This is a genomic window from uncultured Chitinophaga sp. (assembly GCF_902168175.1).
In the GTDB taxonomy this organism is placed as follows: Bacteria; Bacteroidota; Bacteroidia; order Chitinophagales; family Chitinophagaceae; genus Chitinophaga.
In genome coordinates this window covers 180,249-195,385 of sequence record NZ_CABHOU010000101.1, presented here as the reverse complement: position 1 = coordinate 195,385, position 15,137 = coordinate 180,249, and the positions used below count along the sequence as shown (strand labels likewise).

Here is a 15,137-nt window from a genome sequence, read left to right as displayed (position 1 = left end):
CAACCAATGACCGAAAAAACCAAACCTAGAAAATTTACCATACTGTTGGTGGATGACCGTATCGAAAACCTGCTTTCACTCGAAGAAATGCTGGATGCGGAGCATCGCATATTTATTAAAGCCAGTTCGGGCAACGAGGCGCTTAAACAGGTGCTGCGTAATGATGATATCGGCCTTATTATGCTGGACGTTCAAATGCCGGAGATGGACGGTTTTGAAGTGGCAAGGCTGCTGAAAGCGAATCCCAAAACCCGCGACATCGCCATCATCTTTGTAACGGCCATCAATAAAGACGAACAGCACGTACTTAAAGGGTTTGAAGAGGGTGCGGTGGATTATCTGCCCAAACCGCTCGATCTGCTGGTGACCAGGGCAAAAGTAAATGTATTCGAAAAGTTATACTTCTATGAGCGCGATCTGAAGCAGGCTCTCAAAGAAAAAGAATTGGTAAATAACCAGCTGGAGCGTTTTATGTACGTGGTCGCCCACGATCTGCAATCGCCACTTTCCGGCGCTATGGGGTTAATGATGCTAATGCAGGAGGATCCTCGTATACAGGAACACGATGACCTGCTGGAATTTACTACTATGGCCGTAAAAGCCAGCTCCAGCCTGTCGGCCATGATCACCGCTATATTCGAATACTCGCGTAAAAATGAGTTACAGCAAATAGTGGAAGATGTGGATCTGAACGAATTAGTGAACGAGATAAAGGAAATGCTGTTTCCTCCTGATCACATAAAAATTAAGATTGAAGGTAAGTTGCCGGTAATTTTCAGTGTACGGTCTAAGTTACACCAGGTTTTTCAAAACCTTATCGGTAATGCGATTAAATACAACGATAAGGCAGAGGGTGAAATAGTGGTCGGGGTAAATGAAACGGACTCTTTCTACGAATTTTTCGTCAGGGATAATGGCCCCGGCATAGAGGAAAAGGACAACGAACGTATTTTCAAACTTTTTGAGGTGGTGGACGAGGAAAACGGCGATAGTACTGGGATCGGTCTCAATATCCTGAAAATGCTGGTAGAATCGCAGGGTGGAAAGGTATGGGTACAATCGTTCCGTGGCGAGGGAAGCTGTTTTTATTTCCAGTGGCGTAAATAATGGCATGGTAGATAGCTTAAAGGGGATTTTCAGCAGTAGGCTTTTATCGATGTGAAAAGAAATGGTAATTATTGTTAATATCTGACTTTAGAAAGATATCATCTTCGTATTTAACAAATTTTGTCTTTCTATTATCATTAATTGCCCCACTGGCGACAATTGTGATTAAACCTATTACTTTTGAAAAAGTGAGATCATTCACCAACCATTATCATACGCCATCTATTAAATGTCCCGCCGTGAGGGGACTTTTTCATGAACGAGAACCGAAAGCCAAACCGGGAGCCAGCTGTTTTTGAATCAACCAGGAAGATCTATCGAAGGAGAAAAAAGAAGAGGTGAGTCAATTTGAGCATTTATTATCCCATCATTGGTGATTGTCTGATTTTATGAGCAACCTAAAGCAATGAAAGTCATCCAGTTTACAGTACCTGTAGCTACAGAGGATTCTGTGGTAGTGGAGGAGGACCTGCTTCCAAATTTTTATAATTACCTGCACCGCCACAAGGAAATGCAGGTTACGCTGATCGTAAAGGGCAGCGGTACGCTCATTGCGGGGAATTATACCCAGCCATTTGAGCCGGGCGATATTTATGTGATGGGTGCTAACCAGCCGCATATTTTTAAGTCCGACCCTTCGCACTTCATCAATCCGAAAAAGGGGAATGCGCATGCCATACACATTTTTTTCGACCACGAGCGTATCCTTAAAAACCTGCTGCACCTGCAGGAAATGGAGCATATCAAACGGTTTCTCGATCGCACTCAAAGCGGTTTGCAAATGCATTCATCTCTCGGGCAGGACGATATAGCAGAAACTATCCACAAAGTGAGCGACAGTTCAGGTTTCGAGCGGCTGATACACTTTTTGCAGCTATTGCAAGGGTTTTCAAAAGATGTGAAAGACTGGAAGTCACTATCCACAGGTTTCTCCAAACATTCTCTGCCCGACTCCGAGGGTATCAGGATGAATGACATTTACCAGTATACGATGGACCATTACGGAGAAAACATCTCTCTAAAAAGGATAGCCGAAATCGCGCACATCACGCCTCATGCTTTTTGTAAATACTTTAAGAAGCATACGCGTAAAACTTATATGGCTTTCCTGAATGAGATCAGGATTAACGAAGCCTGTAAAAAGATCATCAGCGGGGAGTTTAACAGTATTTCCAGCATCGCTTACACGTCGGGGTTCAACAGTGCTATCAATTTCAACCGCGTATTTAAGAAAACGACCGGAATATCTCCCAGCGAGTATATACGGGAATACAAAACGAAGTAAAAAGAAAACGCAGGCCGAAAGAGCCTGCGTTTTTCGTTATTTTAACGCTCCGGCAAAACGCCAGGAAGTTTTGTAGTCCCGCGTAAGACGCTGGTTAAGCACAATAGCGCGGAACATTTCGATTGGGAGGGTATTTTCATGCAGGAAGGTGTCGTGAAACTGTTTCTCCGTCATTTTGCCCGTGGCGGTTATCTCTTTGTGTAAAGCCCTTAACTGAAGGCCGCCCATCATATAGGCGATCTGGTACAGCGGACCGTAACCACCGGTAAACGAACGGCGCACTTCCGATTCAGCGCTGAAAGGCTCGTGCCCTACACGGTCCACCAGGAAGTCGATACATTGTTTCGGTGTCCATTTGCCGAGGTGGTAATTGAGGGAGAAAATGATGCGCGCGCAACGGTGCATTCGCCAGAACAGGGCGCCTACTTTTTCTTCGGGCGTGAAATGAAAGCCCTTGTCCCAAAGCAGCATTTCCCAATATAAGGCCCAACCCTCCGATGAAAACGGCGTATAAAAGCATTCGCGGTAGCTTTTGAAGCGCGAATTCATAAAGAACTGGAGGTTATGTCCGGGTATCAGTTCATGAAAAACGGTAGCATGCGCAAAGCCGTAGTTGTTACTGCGCAGGCTCATTTCCTTAGTGGCCTCATTCATTTCGTCCGTAGGATAGGCGATAAGAATTGATTCGCCGCCCAGAAAAAACGGCGCAAAACGTTGCTGTTCTACAGTGAGCATGTTCATGCGCCAGGCTTCTTTGGCGAGAGCCGGCACAGTTACCAGGTCGTTTTTTTCTAAAAACGCGATCGCCTCTTCGGCCAGCCTGTTTATAAGTTCCGGTTGTTTGCCCGGTTCCACGTAATTCGTTTTCGTTTTTTCCAGCGCCTTTTTCCACTCAGTGCCAAAACCCATCTGCTGCGACGCTTTACGCATTTCCGCATCGCACCACTCAAATTCGCGGTTCGCAATTTTGACCAGCTCTTCCGCAGTATATGGGATCATTTCGTATTCCAGCAGCTGTTTAAGAGCGGCAGCGCCGATTGGCTGACCTTTTATACCTGTGCCATCATCAGTTGCGCTGGATTTATCTTCCTGTTTGGTTTTAAGCAATTCCGCCAGTTCGTCCAGTGCCTTGTCCGCGTCCTTGTAAGGTTGGGTTACCCGCCAGGTGAATTGCGGGTCATAGCCCTTATAAAAGTTATAAAAATTAGCCAGGCCGGCATCCAATTCCTTAACTACCATCACCGCGTTTGCCTGCAATGAAGGAGAAGGCAATTGCTTTTTCCAGGTAGCGATAGTGGTGTTTATCTGTTGCTGGACTGTTTTCAGTTGTGCGGCAGTAGTAGCGGCATCGAGGTATTTGCCACGGCGACGTTGTTGTTGCAGAGATACGATGGTGACGGCAAAAGGAATAGATGGCTCCAGCAGGCGGTACTGCTGCATTTTTTCTCCCAGGTTTACATTCATGGAGTTGATGTTACGGGCAAACAGGATGTAATCAGCCTGATCGCTTACGCTCATTGATCCAAAATCCAGTTTCTTCAATTCCGCCAGCACCTGGTCGTTGTGCTGCCGCATTCGTGTAAAGTATTCCGGATGCTGTCGAAAAATATACACACGCTCGATACTTTCGATATCGGTGTAATAGTTGGCAATTATACCTGGCATCACAGATTGTGGTATTTCAATCGCACTAACAACATGCGGTTTGGCGCTTACTACAGACAGGCAGGGAAGCAGGAGGGCCGTTAAAAGTAAATGTTTTGCTTTCATAAACACGATATGCCATAAGGTATAAATACTTTACCGCAATTTCCAGCGCTGCCGGGCAAATGATTAATTTTTGTAAAATAAAGCACAATACCAGCCACATCCCTTTGGCACAGGATATGTTATAACTATTTAAAAACTACACCTTATGAAAAATATCACGATTACGATGTTGGCTTTTATCACAGTGTTTTTAAGCAGTTGCGGTTTGGTGGAAGGAATATTTAAAGCCGGGGTTTGGACGGGGCTGTTGATTGTAGCTGTGGTATTAGGCCTCATTATCTTCCTGCTCACCCGTATGGGTAAGAAGTAATTATTCCAACATAAGTCGACCGAACTTCAGCCGCAGGTATTGTAAACCGATCTTTATTTGTGTTTTGATGGAGTTTTTACTGATACTTAGCCGTTCGGCCGCTTGCTGGTAGGGGAGTCCCTCAATATATACCAATTGGAATATAAGGGACCTTCTTGCCGGCATATCGTAAATAGCCGCAGCCAGTTTATCGGAGATATCCGGACCGTCCGCCTTGAGGCGAATTTCCTCGCTGGCTTCCCGTTGTTCCATTTCATGCTCGGCCACCTTCTTTTCATGGTTAGCTTTGTTGCGCTGATACGTGATGCAACGATTCTTTATCGATATCCACAAGTAAGATCCAACATCTTTCCTGATATCGATTTCATTTCTTCGCTCCCATAAATCAGCGAAAAGCGCCTGAACCAAATCCTTTGCTGCTGGATGATCGTCGAGCATAGCGAATGCTTGCAGGCAGAGAACTTTATAATGTTCTCGAAAAATGTCTTCAAATGTGCTTGCGTCCATACGGCACTAAGATTTCGGATATAACAGTAATAGGTACAAGAAGAATCTCGTATTGTCTGACGCTTTATATTGGAGAATATGGCTACTGCCCCGTGTGCTAAACAGGGTATTTATCGTTAGCAACACGAAAGTAGGGGAATTGGGTAGGGAAAGATGTTAATAAGCCGTTAATGAGGCATGCGGACGCAAGCTGCTACAACGTTGCAGTCGCTGCCCGATGAACAGGGTAACCGATATGATTTCGCTACCCTCATCTCAAGACAAAAACGATCGGAATGACAACATTTACTCAAGCCAGTAAAAGAAAAAAAGCTTTCCTCCACGTTACAGTCGGCTGGAGGAAAGCATTGAAACATGATGGTTTTTGAAGGATGTGGATATGTAAAGTATTTGATTGGTCATCTATTTGTTAATGGTGGCGCTTTTAGTTTCTTTTCGATAGAAAAAAGACGCTGGTATACTATAAAGACTGTTAAAGCTAAATACGGGGTGAATAAATGATGGAAAAAAATAAAATATTTATATTGATAATGTATTGCGTTGCTTTTTTTCTCTGCCTGAGTATTTTATCAGCTATATAATCGATCTTTACTGCATCGGTATTTCAGCCGGTTCTCTCCAAAAAGCTTCAAGACTAGCCACCATCGAGCCATTTTGCCAACTCGGTCACTGGTGTTTATGTATTTTATTCTCCATTTTTGAAATTATTTATTGAATTATTCTCCTTGTCGTTCACCCCGGTAAGGTGTAATTGTAGTCTTTATATATATATGGAACAGGATCAAATAGAACAGCTAATGGTGAAAAAGCTGGCAGGTATGACAACCGCCAGTGAAAACGCCTGCCTCGACGAGCTGCTCGCCATGGACCCTGCCGTAAAAGCCCAATGGGATGAACTTCGTACAATGACCGGCTCGAAAGATATGCAGGCATTTGCGGAAAGCCTTGATGTAGAAAGCGCCTGGGATGAATTGCAGACCATTGTGGCACCCGCCCGTCCATCACGTGTAATTACGCTGCGCCGCCTCTCGGCAGCCGCGGCCATTATACTACTACTGGGAGGTACTACCTACTTCCTGTTAACTAAGCAACAGCCTCTCCGTAAAGTTGTGGCCGTCAACCCGCCTGCAAACCTGCCTGTTGTTAACGGTATACGATTGCAAACAGAAGATGGTAATGTATTGGCGCTTGATGGTGAAAATGCCGCTAAAACAGCTACTGTAAACGGAATTCAACTTAGCAACGATAACGAAACCCTGCGTTTTGAAGGCAACGGTAGCGCAGCCACGAAATGGAACACGCTTATTGTGCCGGCCAAACTGGATTATAAAGTAGTACTAGCCGACGGCTCGCAGGTGTGGCTGAACGCAAACAGTCAGCTTCGGTTCCCGTTTGCTTTTTCGGGCGATTACAGAGAGGTGTTTGTAGAAGGTGAAGCATACTTCAGTATCGTTCCGAATGCGTCCCGTCCCTTTATTGTAAATATTGGTGAGAGTAAGGTGGAAGTGTTGGGTACAGAATTCAATCTCAATAATTATGGACAAAAAACAATAACCACCTCCCTCGTTAAGGGCGCAATTGCTGTAAACAATAAAACGGAAAGGGTAGTGCTGTCGCCGGGCCGGGAAGCTGTGTACAATGAAAGCGGCAGGGTAAAAGTGCAGCCATTCGATGAAGGCTATGCTACATCGTGGATGAGCGGAGTGTACACATTCCACAATACGCCACTGTCTGTAATGGTCGATGTTGTGCCGCGTATGTTTGATGTAAAGGTAATATTCGATAATCCGGAGGTGGCAGCCATCCGTTTCACGGGTGCTATGAACAAACATGAAGAGTTGTCGTACTTTCTTCATAACCTCGACCTGGCAGCCGATGTGAAATCATACTATAAAGACGGTGTTTTACACCTGAAATAAATAATTTTTCATTCTCTTCGAATCAGGACGCCGCTCGTTTCCACGGGCGGTTTTTTGTGTTATAAGGCATATTTTCCACCTTTTTACATTTTACGCTCATCCCTATTGTTAATTTTCGTAAACAATCGGCTAAGAAGCGCTTAACCAACGAAGCGCCGGGCGCGTAATTTTAAAAGCAGGAACCAATGTCCTCTTTAGCATGATCAACATCTCTATATTTCCCGCTTTCCGCCGTTTTATGATGGCGGCTCCGCTGTTCGCAGTGGCGCTTGGCGCTACAGCGCAGGCTCCCTTGTCTCCCTACCATCCAGACCGGAACGAGGTAGCGTCGCTCTACAAAAGCGCTGCCGAACTGGACAGCCTGGTACGTAATAAGGCCTACCGGTTAGGTGTAAGGCCGCGGTGGCAGGCAGGTCAGCATAACTTCTGGTACAAAAATGTGCTGCAGGACAGCGTGGTAGAATACATTTATGTTGATATAGCATCGGCTGCGAAGAAGCCGGCTTTTGATCATGAACGTCTTGCCGCAGCCCTTTCCAAAGCCACAGGCAAAACTATCGACGCAAAAAAATTACCGGTAACGGATATCGTTTACGCCAAAGACGCGATATTAATTGAAACGGGTGGGAAATGGTACAGTTGCCATCCGGGAAGTTATGAGTGTACGGCTACAACCGCCGCCGGTAAGTCTGTGGAGTCGGTAAACCCGGGTTCCCGGCCGCGTTGGGAGCGGGGTGACTGGATGTCGCGCAACACATCTCCGGATAAAAAATGGAAAGTTGACATCAGAAAGGGCAATATCTACCTGCTACCTGAAGGTGGAACAGAAATACAGTATACTACCGATGGTACTGAAAAAGAGCCTTATGGAGAAGTGCGCTGGGCGCCGGATAGCAAGTTTTTTGCGGTATGTCGCACGCATCCGGTGGAAGCTGCAAAGGTGTATTACCTGTTAAGCTCACAGCCCAATACTACCCGCGCTGAACTTAAATCGAACGAATATGCTCAACCCGGCGATGCCAATACCATGTTTGAAGTGTATGTGTGTGGTGTCGCGGACAAAGCTGTGAAAAAAATAGCGGTAGATAGTAGTAATGATCGTCCCTCTTTCCGCTGGCGGAAATCTGATCCCCGTTATTTTACATTTGAACGCGCCGATCGTGGCCACCAGCGCTTCCGCATCATAGAGGTGGATCGCGAAACCGGGAATACGCGCAACATTGTGGAGGAAAAAACGAACACTTTCATCTACGAGCAGCGCATCTTCACCAGCTATAACGATGATAAGGACGAAATTATCTGGGGGTCAGAGAAAGATGGTTATATGCACCTTTATCTTGTAGATGGCAAGAAAGGTGGAGTGAAAAATGCCATCACCCAGGGAGAATGGGTGGTCAGAACTGTGGATAGTGTAGATACAAAAAAACGCCAGGTTTGGTTTCGTGCCAGTGGCATGAATCCGGGGGAGGACCCGTATAACCTGCATTACTATCGCATTGGGTTTGATGGGAAAGGCCTGGTAAAACTCACAACAGCGAATGCTAACCACTCGCTTACCTTTTCTCCGGACCGCTCTTATTACATAGATACTTATTCCCGGCCAGACGTACCGCCTGTTACCGAACTCCATCGCACGGCAGATGGCAAAATAGTAACGGTGCTTGAAAAGGCGGATATCAGTCGCCTAATGGCTACAGGCCTCCGTTTACCGGAAGTATTTACCGCTAAGGGCCGCGATGGCAAAACGGACATCTGGGGCATTGTATGCCGCCCGCGTAATTTCGATCCTAATAAAAAATATCCGGTGATCGAGAATATTTATGCAGGGCCGCAGGACGCTTTTGTGCCTAAGAACTTTTCTACTTATAGCGAAATGCAAAGCATGGCCGAACTGGGCTTCATCGTAGTGCAAATGGATGGAATGGGCACGGCTAACCGCTCAAAAGCATTTCACGATGTATGCTGGAAAAACCTGGGAGATGCCGGTTTTCCCGATCGCATTCTCTGGATTAAAGCACTGGCCGCCAAATATCCTTACGTGGATGTGGACAGGGTAGGGCTGTATGGAACTTCAGCTGGTGGGCAGAATACAGCAGGCGGTCTGTTGTTTCATCCTGAATTTTACAAAGCAGGGGTGTCGGCATGTGGCTGCCACGATAATCGCGTAGACAAGCAGTGGTGGAATGAGCAGTGGATGGGGTATCCTGTGGGTAAACATTACGAAGAGCAATCGAACATTACCAATGCGGCAAAATTGCAGGGTCACCTGTTGCTCATTGTGGGTGAAGCAGATACGAATGTGCCGCCGGAATCGACCTACCGCCTGGCCGACGCGTTAATTAAAGCAAACAAGGACTTCGATCTCCTGGTAGTACCAGGTATGGGACACAGTGATGGCGGGCCTTACGGTCGTCGTAAGAAGCGCGACTTCTTCGTAAAAAAACTGCTGGGCACCGATCCTCCTGAGCGGAATATTGCCACCAACTAATATAATAAAAAGAACAGCATACGCGCCCCAAAAGGCGGGGCGTTGTTTTTAAGTAAGGTGAAAATATAGCTAAGTACTTATTTTTATAAAAAAAGCAACCGTTGTTAGGCGGCTGCTTTTTTATTTTGTATCTTTTAGAAGGTGCTTAACTAATGCTCAACATTTTGAAAGTAGCTATTTACGTAGTCGCTCGGCGATTGGTCGGTAATACTCTTGAACACGCGGTTGAAATTCGTAATGCTGTTAAAACCACAGGTATAAGCCACTGTAGCTATATTGTCGTAACCGCCGTCTGTTAGTTTTTTGCAGGCCTCGTTAATGCGAACTTCATTCAGGAATGACACGAATGTATGCAGTGTATGTTTTTTGAAATAACGGCAAAACGCCTGTGGGGTCATGTGGGCCTGTTTGGCAGCATCTTCCAGCGTAATAGGTTTATCATAATTGTGCATGATAAAGTTGTAGATGTTACCGATACGAATACCTTCATGTTCGCTGTAAACGGGTGTTTGACTGGCAGATGATAATGGCTTCATATCTTTTACAGCACTCATGAACTTCAACAGGTCGATGAAGTGAATGAGCTGATCGGCACCACTGCTTTGATGTATGCGGATCATTTTGCTCGACACCTCGGATACATGCGTTTGTGGTATTCTGAAACCGGATTGTGCCTGTGAAATAAAGTTCTTAAGCAGCTTGAGTTCCGGAAGATTAAAAAACGAAGCCAGCTGGCCGTTCGGATTGAAGAAAATATCAAGCGCTACGATCTTCTTTTTGCTTTTAGGCGCGAAGTAAGAAGGGTCGCTTTTAAATACATGTGGTTGATTGGCGCCCAGCCAGAAGATCTCGTTATCCCGGAAGGAATGCATGTTGTTTTCGGCAACCAGCGTGCCTTCGCCTTTCTGTATCCAGGTAAGTTGTATTTCCTGATGACGGTGAAGATGCTGGTAAAAGTGCGGTAATACATTCTTTTGTACGATGATGGTCTTATCGTGCGGCACAGGTATCGTGAACTGCAGTACTTTCATTGTTATACTGTATTTTAACTACTGATGGAATAGTTTTCCTGTCTGTTAAGTCTTCGGCTAAAGCCCTATGGGCTGCTCGCTTCCTCAATATTACTAATTTTTTGTGGTCTTTAGCAAAGAGGTTAATATATGGGCACAATTGATTACAATTAGACATGCAAGCCGCCCCGGTTTGAAATACTTTTGAAAAAAAAATTATTATGAGTATTGCCTGGAAGGGTATATATCCCGCACTGACCACCAAACTGACAGCAAATGACGAGCTGGACCTGCCTTTTTTCGAAAAGAACCTTAACGCGCAGATCGAGGCCGGTATCGACGGTATCGTACTGGGTGGTACGTTAGGTGAGGCCAGTACCTTAACTGTAGCAGAAAAAGAGAAACTGACCAAATTTGCAGTTGAAAAAACCGCGGGAAAGATACCTGTGATATTAAACATTGCAGAAGGATCTACCGCTGAGGCCATCCTTCGCGCTAAGGAGGCAAAAGCCTGGGGTGCTAAAGGCCTGATGATGCTGCCCGCTATGCGTTACAAAACTGACGCCCGCGAAACAGCCGCTTACTTTAAAGCTATCGCAAATTCAACCGATTTGCCTATCATGATATACAATAACCCGGTGGACTACAAAACCGAGGTTACGCTTGATGTTTTTGAAGAAATCGCTGAATGCCAGAACATCCAGGCAGTAAAAGAATCTACCCGCGATATTTCTAACGTTACCCGCATGCGCAATGTTTTCGGTGATCGTTACAAAATACTTTGCGGTGTTGATACCCTCGCTATGGAAGAACTGCTGATGGGCGCTGATGGCTGGGTAGGCGGACTGGTATGCGCTTTTCCTGAAGAAACGGTAGCGGTTTACCGTTTGGTAAAAGCTGGCAGAATTGAAGAAGCGCTGAAAATCTACCGTTGGTTCCTTCCATTGCTGGAACTGGATATCCACGCGAAACTTGTACAGTACATCAAACTGGCGGAAGTTCAGGTTGGTTTGGGTAGTGAATATGTAAGAGCGCCACGCCTTACGCTTATCGGCAAAGAAAGAGAAAGAGTACTGAAAGTAATCGACGATGCATTGGCTGTAAGACCTACATTGCCTGATTACAAATCTATTGCTGCCGGTCTGCAAACGATTTAAATTTGAACCTGATAAATTGAGAATATGCAAGTGCCTGTAACAGAAACTGTAAATGTAGACGTAGTGATGAACAATGCCGCTGCGGCATTTGAAGAATATAAGAACCTCTCTGCGGCTAAACGCGCGGCTTTCCTGGAAGCCATCGCCCAGGAGCTGGAGGCCGCAAAGGAAGCATTGGTGGCTGCTGCACATGCAGAAACCAACCTGCCACTGCCCAGGCTTAACGGAGAGGTAGGAAGAACAACAGGACAGTTACGATTATTTGCAAACCTTATTAAAGAAGGAAGCTGGGTAAATGCAGTGATCGACAGCGCAGATGCTACACGCACTCCCGCTCGTCCGGATTTGCGTAAGATGTCGCTGCCGCTTGGTCCCGTGGCTGTTTTTAGCGCCAGCAACTTCCCGTTTGCGTTCTCTACTGCGGGCGGCGATACTGCCAGCGCACTGGCTGCCGGTTGCCCTGTAGTGATAAAGGGGCACTCTGCTCATCTGCAAACCTCGCTGCTGGTATTTGATGCTATCCGCAAAGCGATTGCTGTTTCAGGTGTTCCGGAGTTTACGGTACAGCATATTACCGGCCCGGGTAACCTGGTAGGAAAGCAGCTTGTACAACATCCAAATATTGCAGCTGTAGGTTTTACCGGCTCATTCGCCGGTGGCACCGCACTGGTTGAATATTCAAGCCAGCGTGAAGTTCCTGTTCCTGTTTTTGCGGAAATGAGCAGCATTAACCCGGTGGTTTTCTTCCCTGATACTTTGCAGAAGAATGCTGCACAACTGGCGCAAACTTATGCTGGGTCAATAACCATGGGCATGGGGCAGTTTTGTACTAACCCGGGTTTGTTACTGGCAGTAAAAAGCCCAGCCCTGGACAGTTTCCTTGGTTTATTGGCTGAGGAAATAGCGAAAATAGCTCCGGCTAAAATGTTGCACGCTGGTATCTGTAAATCATTCAGCCACAAACTGACTGAAGTATTGGTACATAAAGATGTGGAACTGTTAAAACAGTCTGCGCAATCACCTGCCGAACTGGAGGCTTATCCAACGCTCGCTAAAGTAAGCGCCACGGCCTTCCTGGCTGATGCCACGCTGAAAGAAGAGGTGTTTGGACCATTCTCCCTGGTAGTAGAATGTGAAAGTAAGGCAGAACTGGTGAAGGTGCTGAAAAGCCTGAAGGGTCAGCTCACTACTACACTGATGGCTACCGACGAAGACATCAAAGCTAACCGCGATATACTCGAATTGCAGACAACACTGGCGGGAAGGATCATCCTGAACGCTGCGCCAACAGGTGTGGAGGTTTGTGCTGCGATGGTACACGGCGGGCCATTCCCGTCTACAACCGATCCGCGTTTTACGTCTGTAGGCTCCTCTGCAATACAACGCTGGGTACGCCCGGTATGTTTCCAGGGGTTCACCGACGATATGCTGCCGGATGCGCTTAAGAACAGCAATCCGCTTAATATCTGGCGCAACGTAGACAATAGCTTTACACAATCGCCAATCGGCGCTTAAACCTTTTTCTTACACGGCAAGAGATGAAGAGAATATTTGCACTGTTTCTGTGCGCATATGCAGGCATCACTTGCTGTGCGGCGCAACACAAAGGCGCTATACATCACCCGGTGGCAAAATTTGCCACCGGGGATGATGTATCCTTCAGCCAGTCGCGATTTGATGACCATCAATGGAAAGAAATTACAGCGGGTACGGCTTGGCAGTCGCAGGGTTATACAGACTATTACGGCTTCAACTGGTACCTCATACACATTGTTATCCCATCTTCTCGTAAAAAGTATCAATCAAAAATCAATTTAATACCACGGTCAAAAGCACATTGAAGTATGTAGTGTACGATGCGCTTATGAGTAAAGGCAATCCTCAACATCAGAAAGAGAGTAGGAAGACGGGAGCAAAACGTTGGGGATTTTTAATATGGACACAACGACTTACAAAATAAAAGTGCCCTGGAAAAGCCTGGGCCTGGCTGGCATACACAACAGGTGCGTTACCTGTGGAGACAACAGGATAAAGGAATGATAGAGGATGGTATACGGCGATTGTCCCTCCGCATGGCGTACGTTTCCTAAAGCTCGGAAAATAATTATTCGGTAACTATTCATTTCGCAATTTTTATGACCAATCAACCAAAGTCATTTAAGCAATCGTTCGGATTGCTGGATGCTACCATGATCGTGGCCGGCTCTATGATCGGCTCCGGGATTTTCCTGGTGAGCGCGGACATCACCCGCAATACCGGCTCTGCAGGCTGGCTCATCCTCATCTGGATTATCACCGGTTTGTTAACCGTTACCGCAGCCCTCAGTTATGGCGAATTAAGCGCTATGTTCCCCAAGGCCGGCGGGCAGTATGTTTACCTTAAAGAAGCATTTAACCCGCTGGTAGGTTTTCTTTATGGATGGAGTTTCTTCACTGTAATACAGGCAGGGTCTATCGCCGCGGTAGGCGTGGCTTTTGCAAAGTTTTCGGCCTACATATTTCCCGCCCTTAGCGAAAATAATATATTGGCCGATCTTGGATTTATAAAGATATCGGCGGCACAAATCACTTCCATTTTATTGATAGTTGCGCTTACATTCGTAAATACACGCGGCGTAAAAGAGGGAAAGATCATTCAGACTGTATTTACGCTAACCAAGCTGGCAGCCTTATTCGGCCTGATCGTTTTCGGTTTCCTGTTCGCTGCCAAAAAGGAAATATGGGATGCTAACTGGGCTACCGGTTTTAGCATAGGTAAGATGGACGGCGGTTCTCTTATTTCTTATTCAGGCCTCTCTATACTCGGGGCTATCGCTGGTAGTATGGTGGGTAGCCTGTTCAGCAGCGACTCCTGGAACAATGTTACCTTCATTGCCGGTGAAATTAAAAATCCAAAGAGAAATATTGGTTTAAGCCTTTTTCTCGGTACCGTCATCGTAACAGTTATTTACGTAGCAACCAACCTGATGTACATCAGTATTATGCCGATGAACGAAATTGCGTATGCCGAAAACGACCGCGTAGGTGTGGCAGCCTCGAAGTATATTTTCGGCGCCGATGGAACGATCATTATCGCTGCTTTCCTGATGATTTCTACATTTGGTTGTAATAACGGATTGATTTTGGCGGGGTCGCGGGTATGTTATACTATGGCTAAAGATGGCCTGTTCTTTAAAAAACTCGGTGTTTTAAATAAAAATGCGGTTCCTGGTAAAGCCCTTTGGATTCAGTGTGTTTGGGCCTCTGTGTTATGTCTTAGTGGAAAATACGGGCAGTTGCTTGATTATGTTATTTTCTGCGTATTGATATTTTACATTCTTACCATCATAGGTATTTTCCGGCTGCGTCGCACGCGCCCCGATTTGCCAAGGCCTTACAAAGCCTTCGCGTACCCTGTGTTACCTGCGTTATATATTATAGCAGCATCGGTAATTTGCTTTGCATTATTAATTTATAAACCTATGTATACCTGGCCTGGCTTAGGCATTGTATTACTGGGTATTCCTGTATACTACCTCGTGTGGGGTAAAAATTATTCGGCGGAAACAGTGAAAGAGGAAGAGACGGCGGATATGCTTTAATTT

Annotated in this window: 12 protein-coding genes; 9 read left to right on the top strand and 3 right to left on the bottom strand. The window is 46.0% G+C overall.

What is annotated here, in order from left to right:
* The first annotated feature begins 6 nt into the window (after nucleotides 1–6).
* Both QZT80_RS24540 and QZT80_RS24535 read left to right on the top strand, forming a co-directional pair.
* Nucleotides 7–1,107, top strand: a complete 1,101-nt coding sequence (locus QZT80_RS24540) for an ATP-binding protein (RefSeq protein WP_295128699.1) — start codon at nucleotides 7–9, stop codon at nucleotides 1,105–1,107.
* Nucleotides 1,108–1,513: 406 nt separating this feature from the next.
* Entirely contained in the window at nucleotides 1,514–2,392 is an 879-nt protein-coding gene (locus tag QZT80_RS24535; RefSeq protein WP_295128697.1) for an AraC family transcriptional regulator, read from the top strand.
* Between the two features lie 36 nt (nucleotides 2,393–2,428).
* On the opposite strand, the gene QZT80_RS24530 is transcribed toward QZT80_RS24535, so the two are convergent.
* Complete coding sequence (locus tag QZT80_RS24530; protein WP_295128695.1) at nucleotides 2,429–4,162, bottom strand: DUF885 family protein; 1,734 nt, start codon at nucleotides 4,160–4,162, stop codon at nucleotides 2,429–2,431.
* A gap of 145 nt (nucleotides 4,163–4,307) precedes the next feature.
* Here QZT80_RS24530 and QZT80_RS24525 point away from each other — a divergent pair, with 145 nt between their 5' ends.
* Nucleotides 4,308–4,472 carry a phosphatidate cytidylyltransferase gene (locus QZT80_RS24525; protein WP_295128693.1) on the top strand — a complete coding sequence of 55 codons (165 nt, stop codon included), beginning with the start codon at nucleotides 4,308–4,310 and terminating at the stop codon, nucleotides 4,470–4,472.
* On the opposite strand, the gene QZT80_RS24520 is transcribed toward QZT80_RS24525, so the two are convergent.
* Complete coding sequence (locus QZT80_RS24520; RefSeq protein ID WP_295128691.1) at nucleotides 4,473–4,979, bottom strand: sigma-70 family RNA polymerase sigma factor; 507 nt, start codon at nucleotides 4,977–4,979, stop codon at nucleotides 4,473–4,475.
* 770 nt (nucleotides 4,980–5,749) lie between these two features.
* On the opposite strand from QZT80_RS24520, the gene QZT80_RS24515 reads away from it, so the two are divergent.
* Both QZT80_RS24515 and QZT80_RS24510 read left to right on the top strand, forming a co-directional pair.
* Nucleotides 5,750–6,898 carry a FecR domain-containing protein gene (locus tag QZT80_RS24515; protein WP_295128689.1) on the top strand — a complete coding sequence of 383 codons (1,149 nt, stop codon included), beginning with the start codon at nucleotides 5,750–5,752 and terminating at the stop codon, nucleotides 6,896–6,898.
* Nucleotides 6,899–7,097: 199 nt separating this feature from the next.
* Complete coding sequence (locus QZT80_RS24510; RefSeq protein WP_295128687.1) at nucleotides 7,098–9,386, top strand: S9 family peptidase; 2,289 nt, start codon at nucleotides 7,098–7,100, stop codon at nucleotides 9,384–9,386.
* Nucleotides 9,387–9,535: 149 nt separating this feature from the next.
* Here QZT80_RS24510 and QZT80_RS24505 read toward each other — a convergent pair whose 3' ends face one another.
* On the bottom strand, nucleotides 9,536–10,417 hold the full coding sequence (locus tag QZT80_RS24505; protein ID WP_295128686.1) for an AraC family transcriptional regulator: 882 nt from the start codon (nucleotides 10,415–10,417) through the stop codon (nucleotides 9,536–9,538).
* A gap of 200 nt (nucleotides 10,418–10,617) precedes the next feature.
* On the opposite strand from QZT80_RS24505, the gene QZT80_RS24500 reads away from it, so the two are divergent.
* The 4 genes from QZT80_RS24500 to QZT80_RS24485 all read left to right on the top strand — a co-directional run bounded on the left by QZT80_RS24500 (nucleotide 10,618) and on the right by QZT80_RS24485 (nucleotide 15,134).
* The gene (locus tag QZT80_RS24500) at nucleotides 10,618–11,553 is read left to right on the top strand and encodes a dihydrodipicolinate synthase family protein (RefSeq protein ID WP_295128684.1); all 936 of its coding nucleotides are present in this window, start codon (nucleotides 10,618–10,620) and stop codon (nucleotides 11,551–11,553) included.
* Between the two features lie 24 nt (nucleotides 11,554–11,577).
* Nucleotides 11,578–13,068: an aldehyde dehydrogenase (NADP(+)) gene (locus QZT80_RS24495; RefSeq protein WP_295128682.1), complete on the top strand. Its 1,491-nt coding sequence runs from the start codon at nucleotides 11,578–11,580 to the stop codon at nucleotides 13,066–13,068.
* Between the two features lie 23 nt (nucleotides 13,069–13,091).
* Entirely contained in the window at nucleotides 13,092–13,394 is a 303-nt protein-coding gene (locus tag QZT80_RS24490; protein WP_295128680.1) for a hypothetical protein, read from the top strand.
* A 294-nt stretch (nucleotides 13,395–13,688) separates the two neighbouring features.
* Nucleotides 13,689–15,134: an APC family permease gene (locus QZT80_RS24485; RefSeq protein ID WP_295128678.1), complete on the top strand. Its 1,446-nt coding sequence runs from the start codon at nucleotides 13,689–13,691 to the stop codon at nucleotides 15,132–15,134.
* Nucleotides 15,135–15,137 lie beyond the last annotated feature (3 nt).

Excerpts from the sequence above, each read along its gene's own strand:
- QZT80_RS24505 (WP_295128686.1), bottom strand. The coding sequence starts at position 10,417 with ATGAAAGTACTGCAGTTCACGATACCTGTGCCGCACGATAAGACCATC.
- QZT80_RS24540 (WP_295128699.1), top strand. The coding sequence starts at position 7 with ATGACCGAAAAAACCAAACCTAGAAAATTTACCATACTGTTGGTGGAT.
- QZT80_RS24490 (WP_295128680.1), top strand. The coding sequence starts at position 13,092 with ATGAAGAGAATATTTGCACTGTTTCTGTGCGCATATGCAGGCATCACT.
- QZT80_RS24525 (WP_295128693.1), top strand. The coding sequence starts at position 4,308 with ATGAAAAATATCACGATTACGATGTTGGCTTTTATCACAGTGTTTTTA.
- QZT80_RS24530 (WP_295128695.1), bottom strand. The coding sequence starts at position 4,162 with ATGAAAGCAAAACATTTACTTTTAACGGCCCTCCTGCTTCCCTGCCTG.
- QZT80_RS24500 (WP_295128684.1), top strand. The coding sequence starts at position 10,618 with ATGAGTATTGCCTGGAAGGGTATATATCCCGCACTGACCACCAAACTG.
- QZT80_RS24510 (WP_295128687.1), top strand. The coding sequence starts at position 7,098 with ATGATCAACATCTCTATATTTCCCGCTTTCCGCCGTTTTATGATGGCG.
- QZT80_RS24485 (WP_295128678.1), top strand. The coding sequence starts at position 13,689 with ATGACCAATCAACCAAAGTCATTTAAGCAATCGTTCGGATTGCTGGAT.
- QZT80_RS24535 (WP_295128697.1), top strand. The coding sequence starts at position 1,514 with ATGAAAGTCATCCAGTTTACAGTACCTGTAGCTACAGAGGATTCTGTG.
- QZT80_RS24495 (WP_295128682.1), top strand. The coding sequence starts at position 11,578 with ATGCAAGTGCCTGTAACAGAAACTGTAAATGTAGACGTAGTGATGAAC.
- QZT80_RS24520 (WP_295128691.1), bottom strand. The coding sequence starts at position 4,979 with ATGGACGCAAGCACATTTGAAGACATTTTTCGAGAACATTATAAAGTT.
- QZT80_RS24515 (WP_295128689.1), top strand. The coding sequence starts at position 5,750 with ATGGAACAGGATCAAATAGAACAGCTAATGGTGAAAAAGCTGGCAGGT.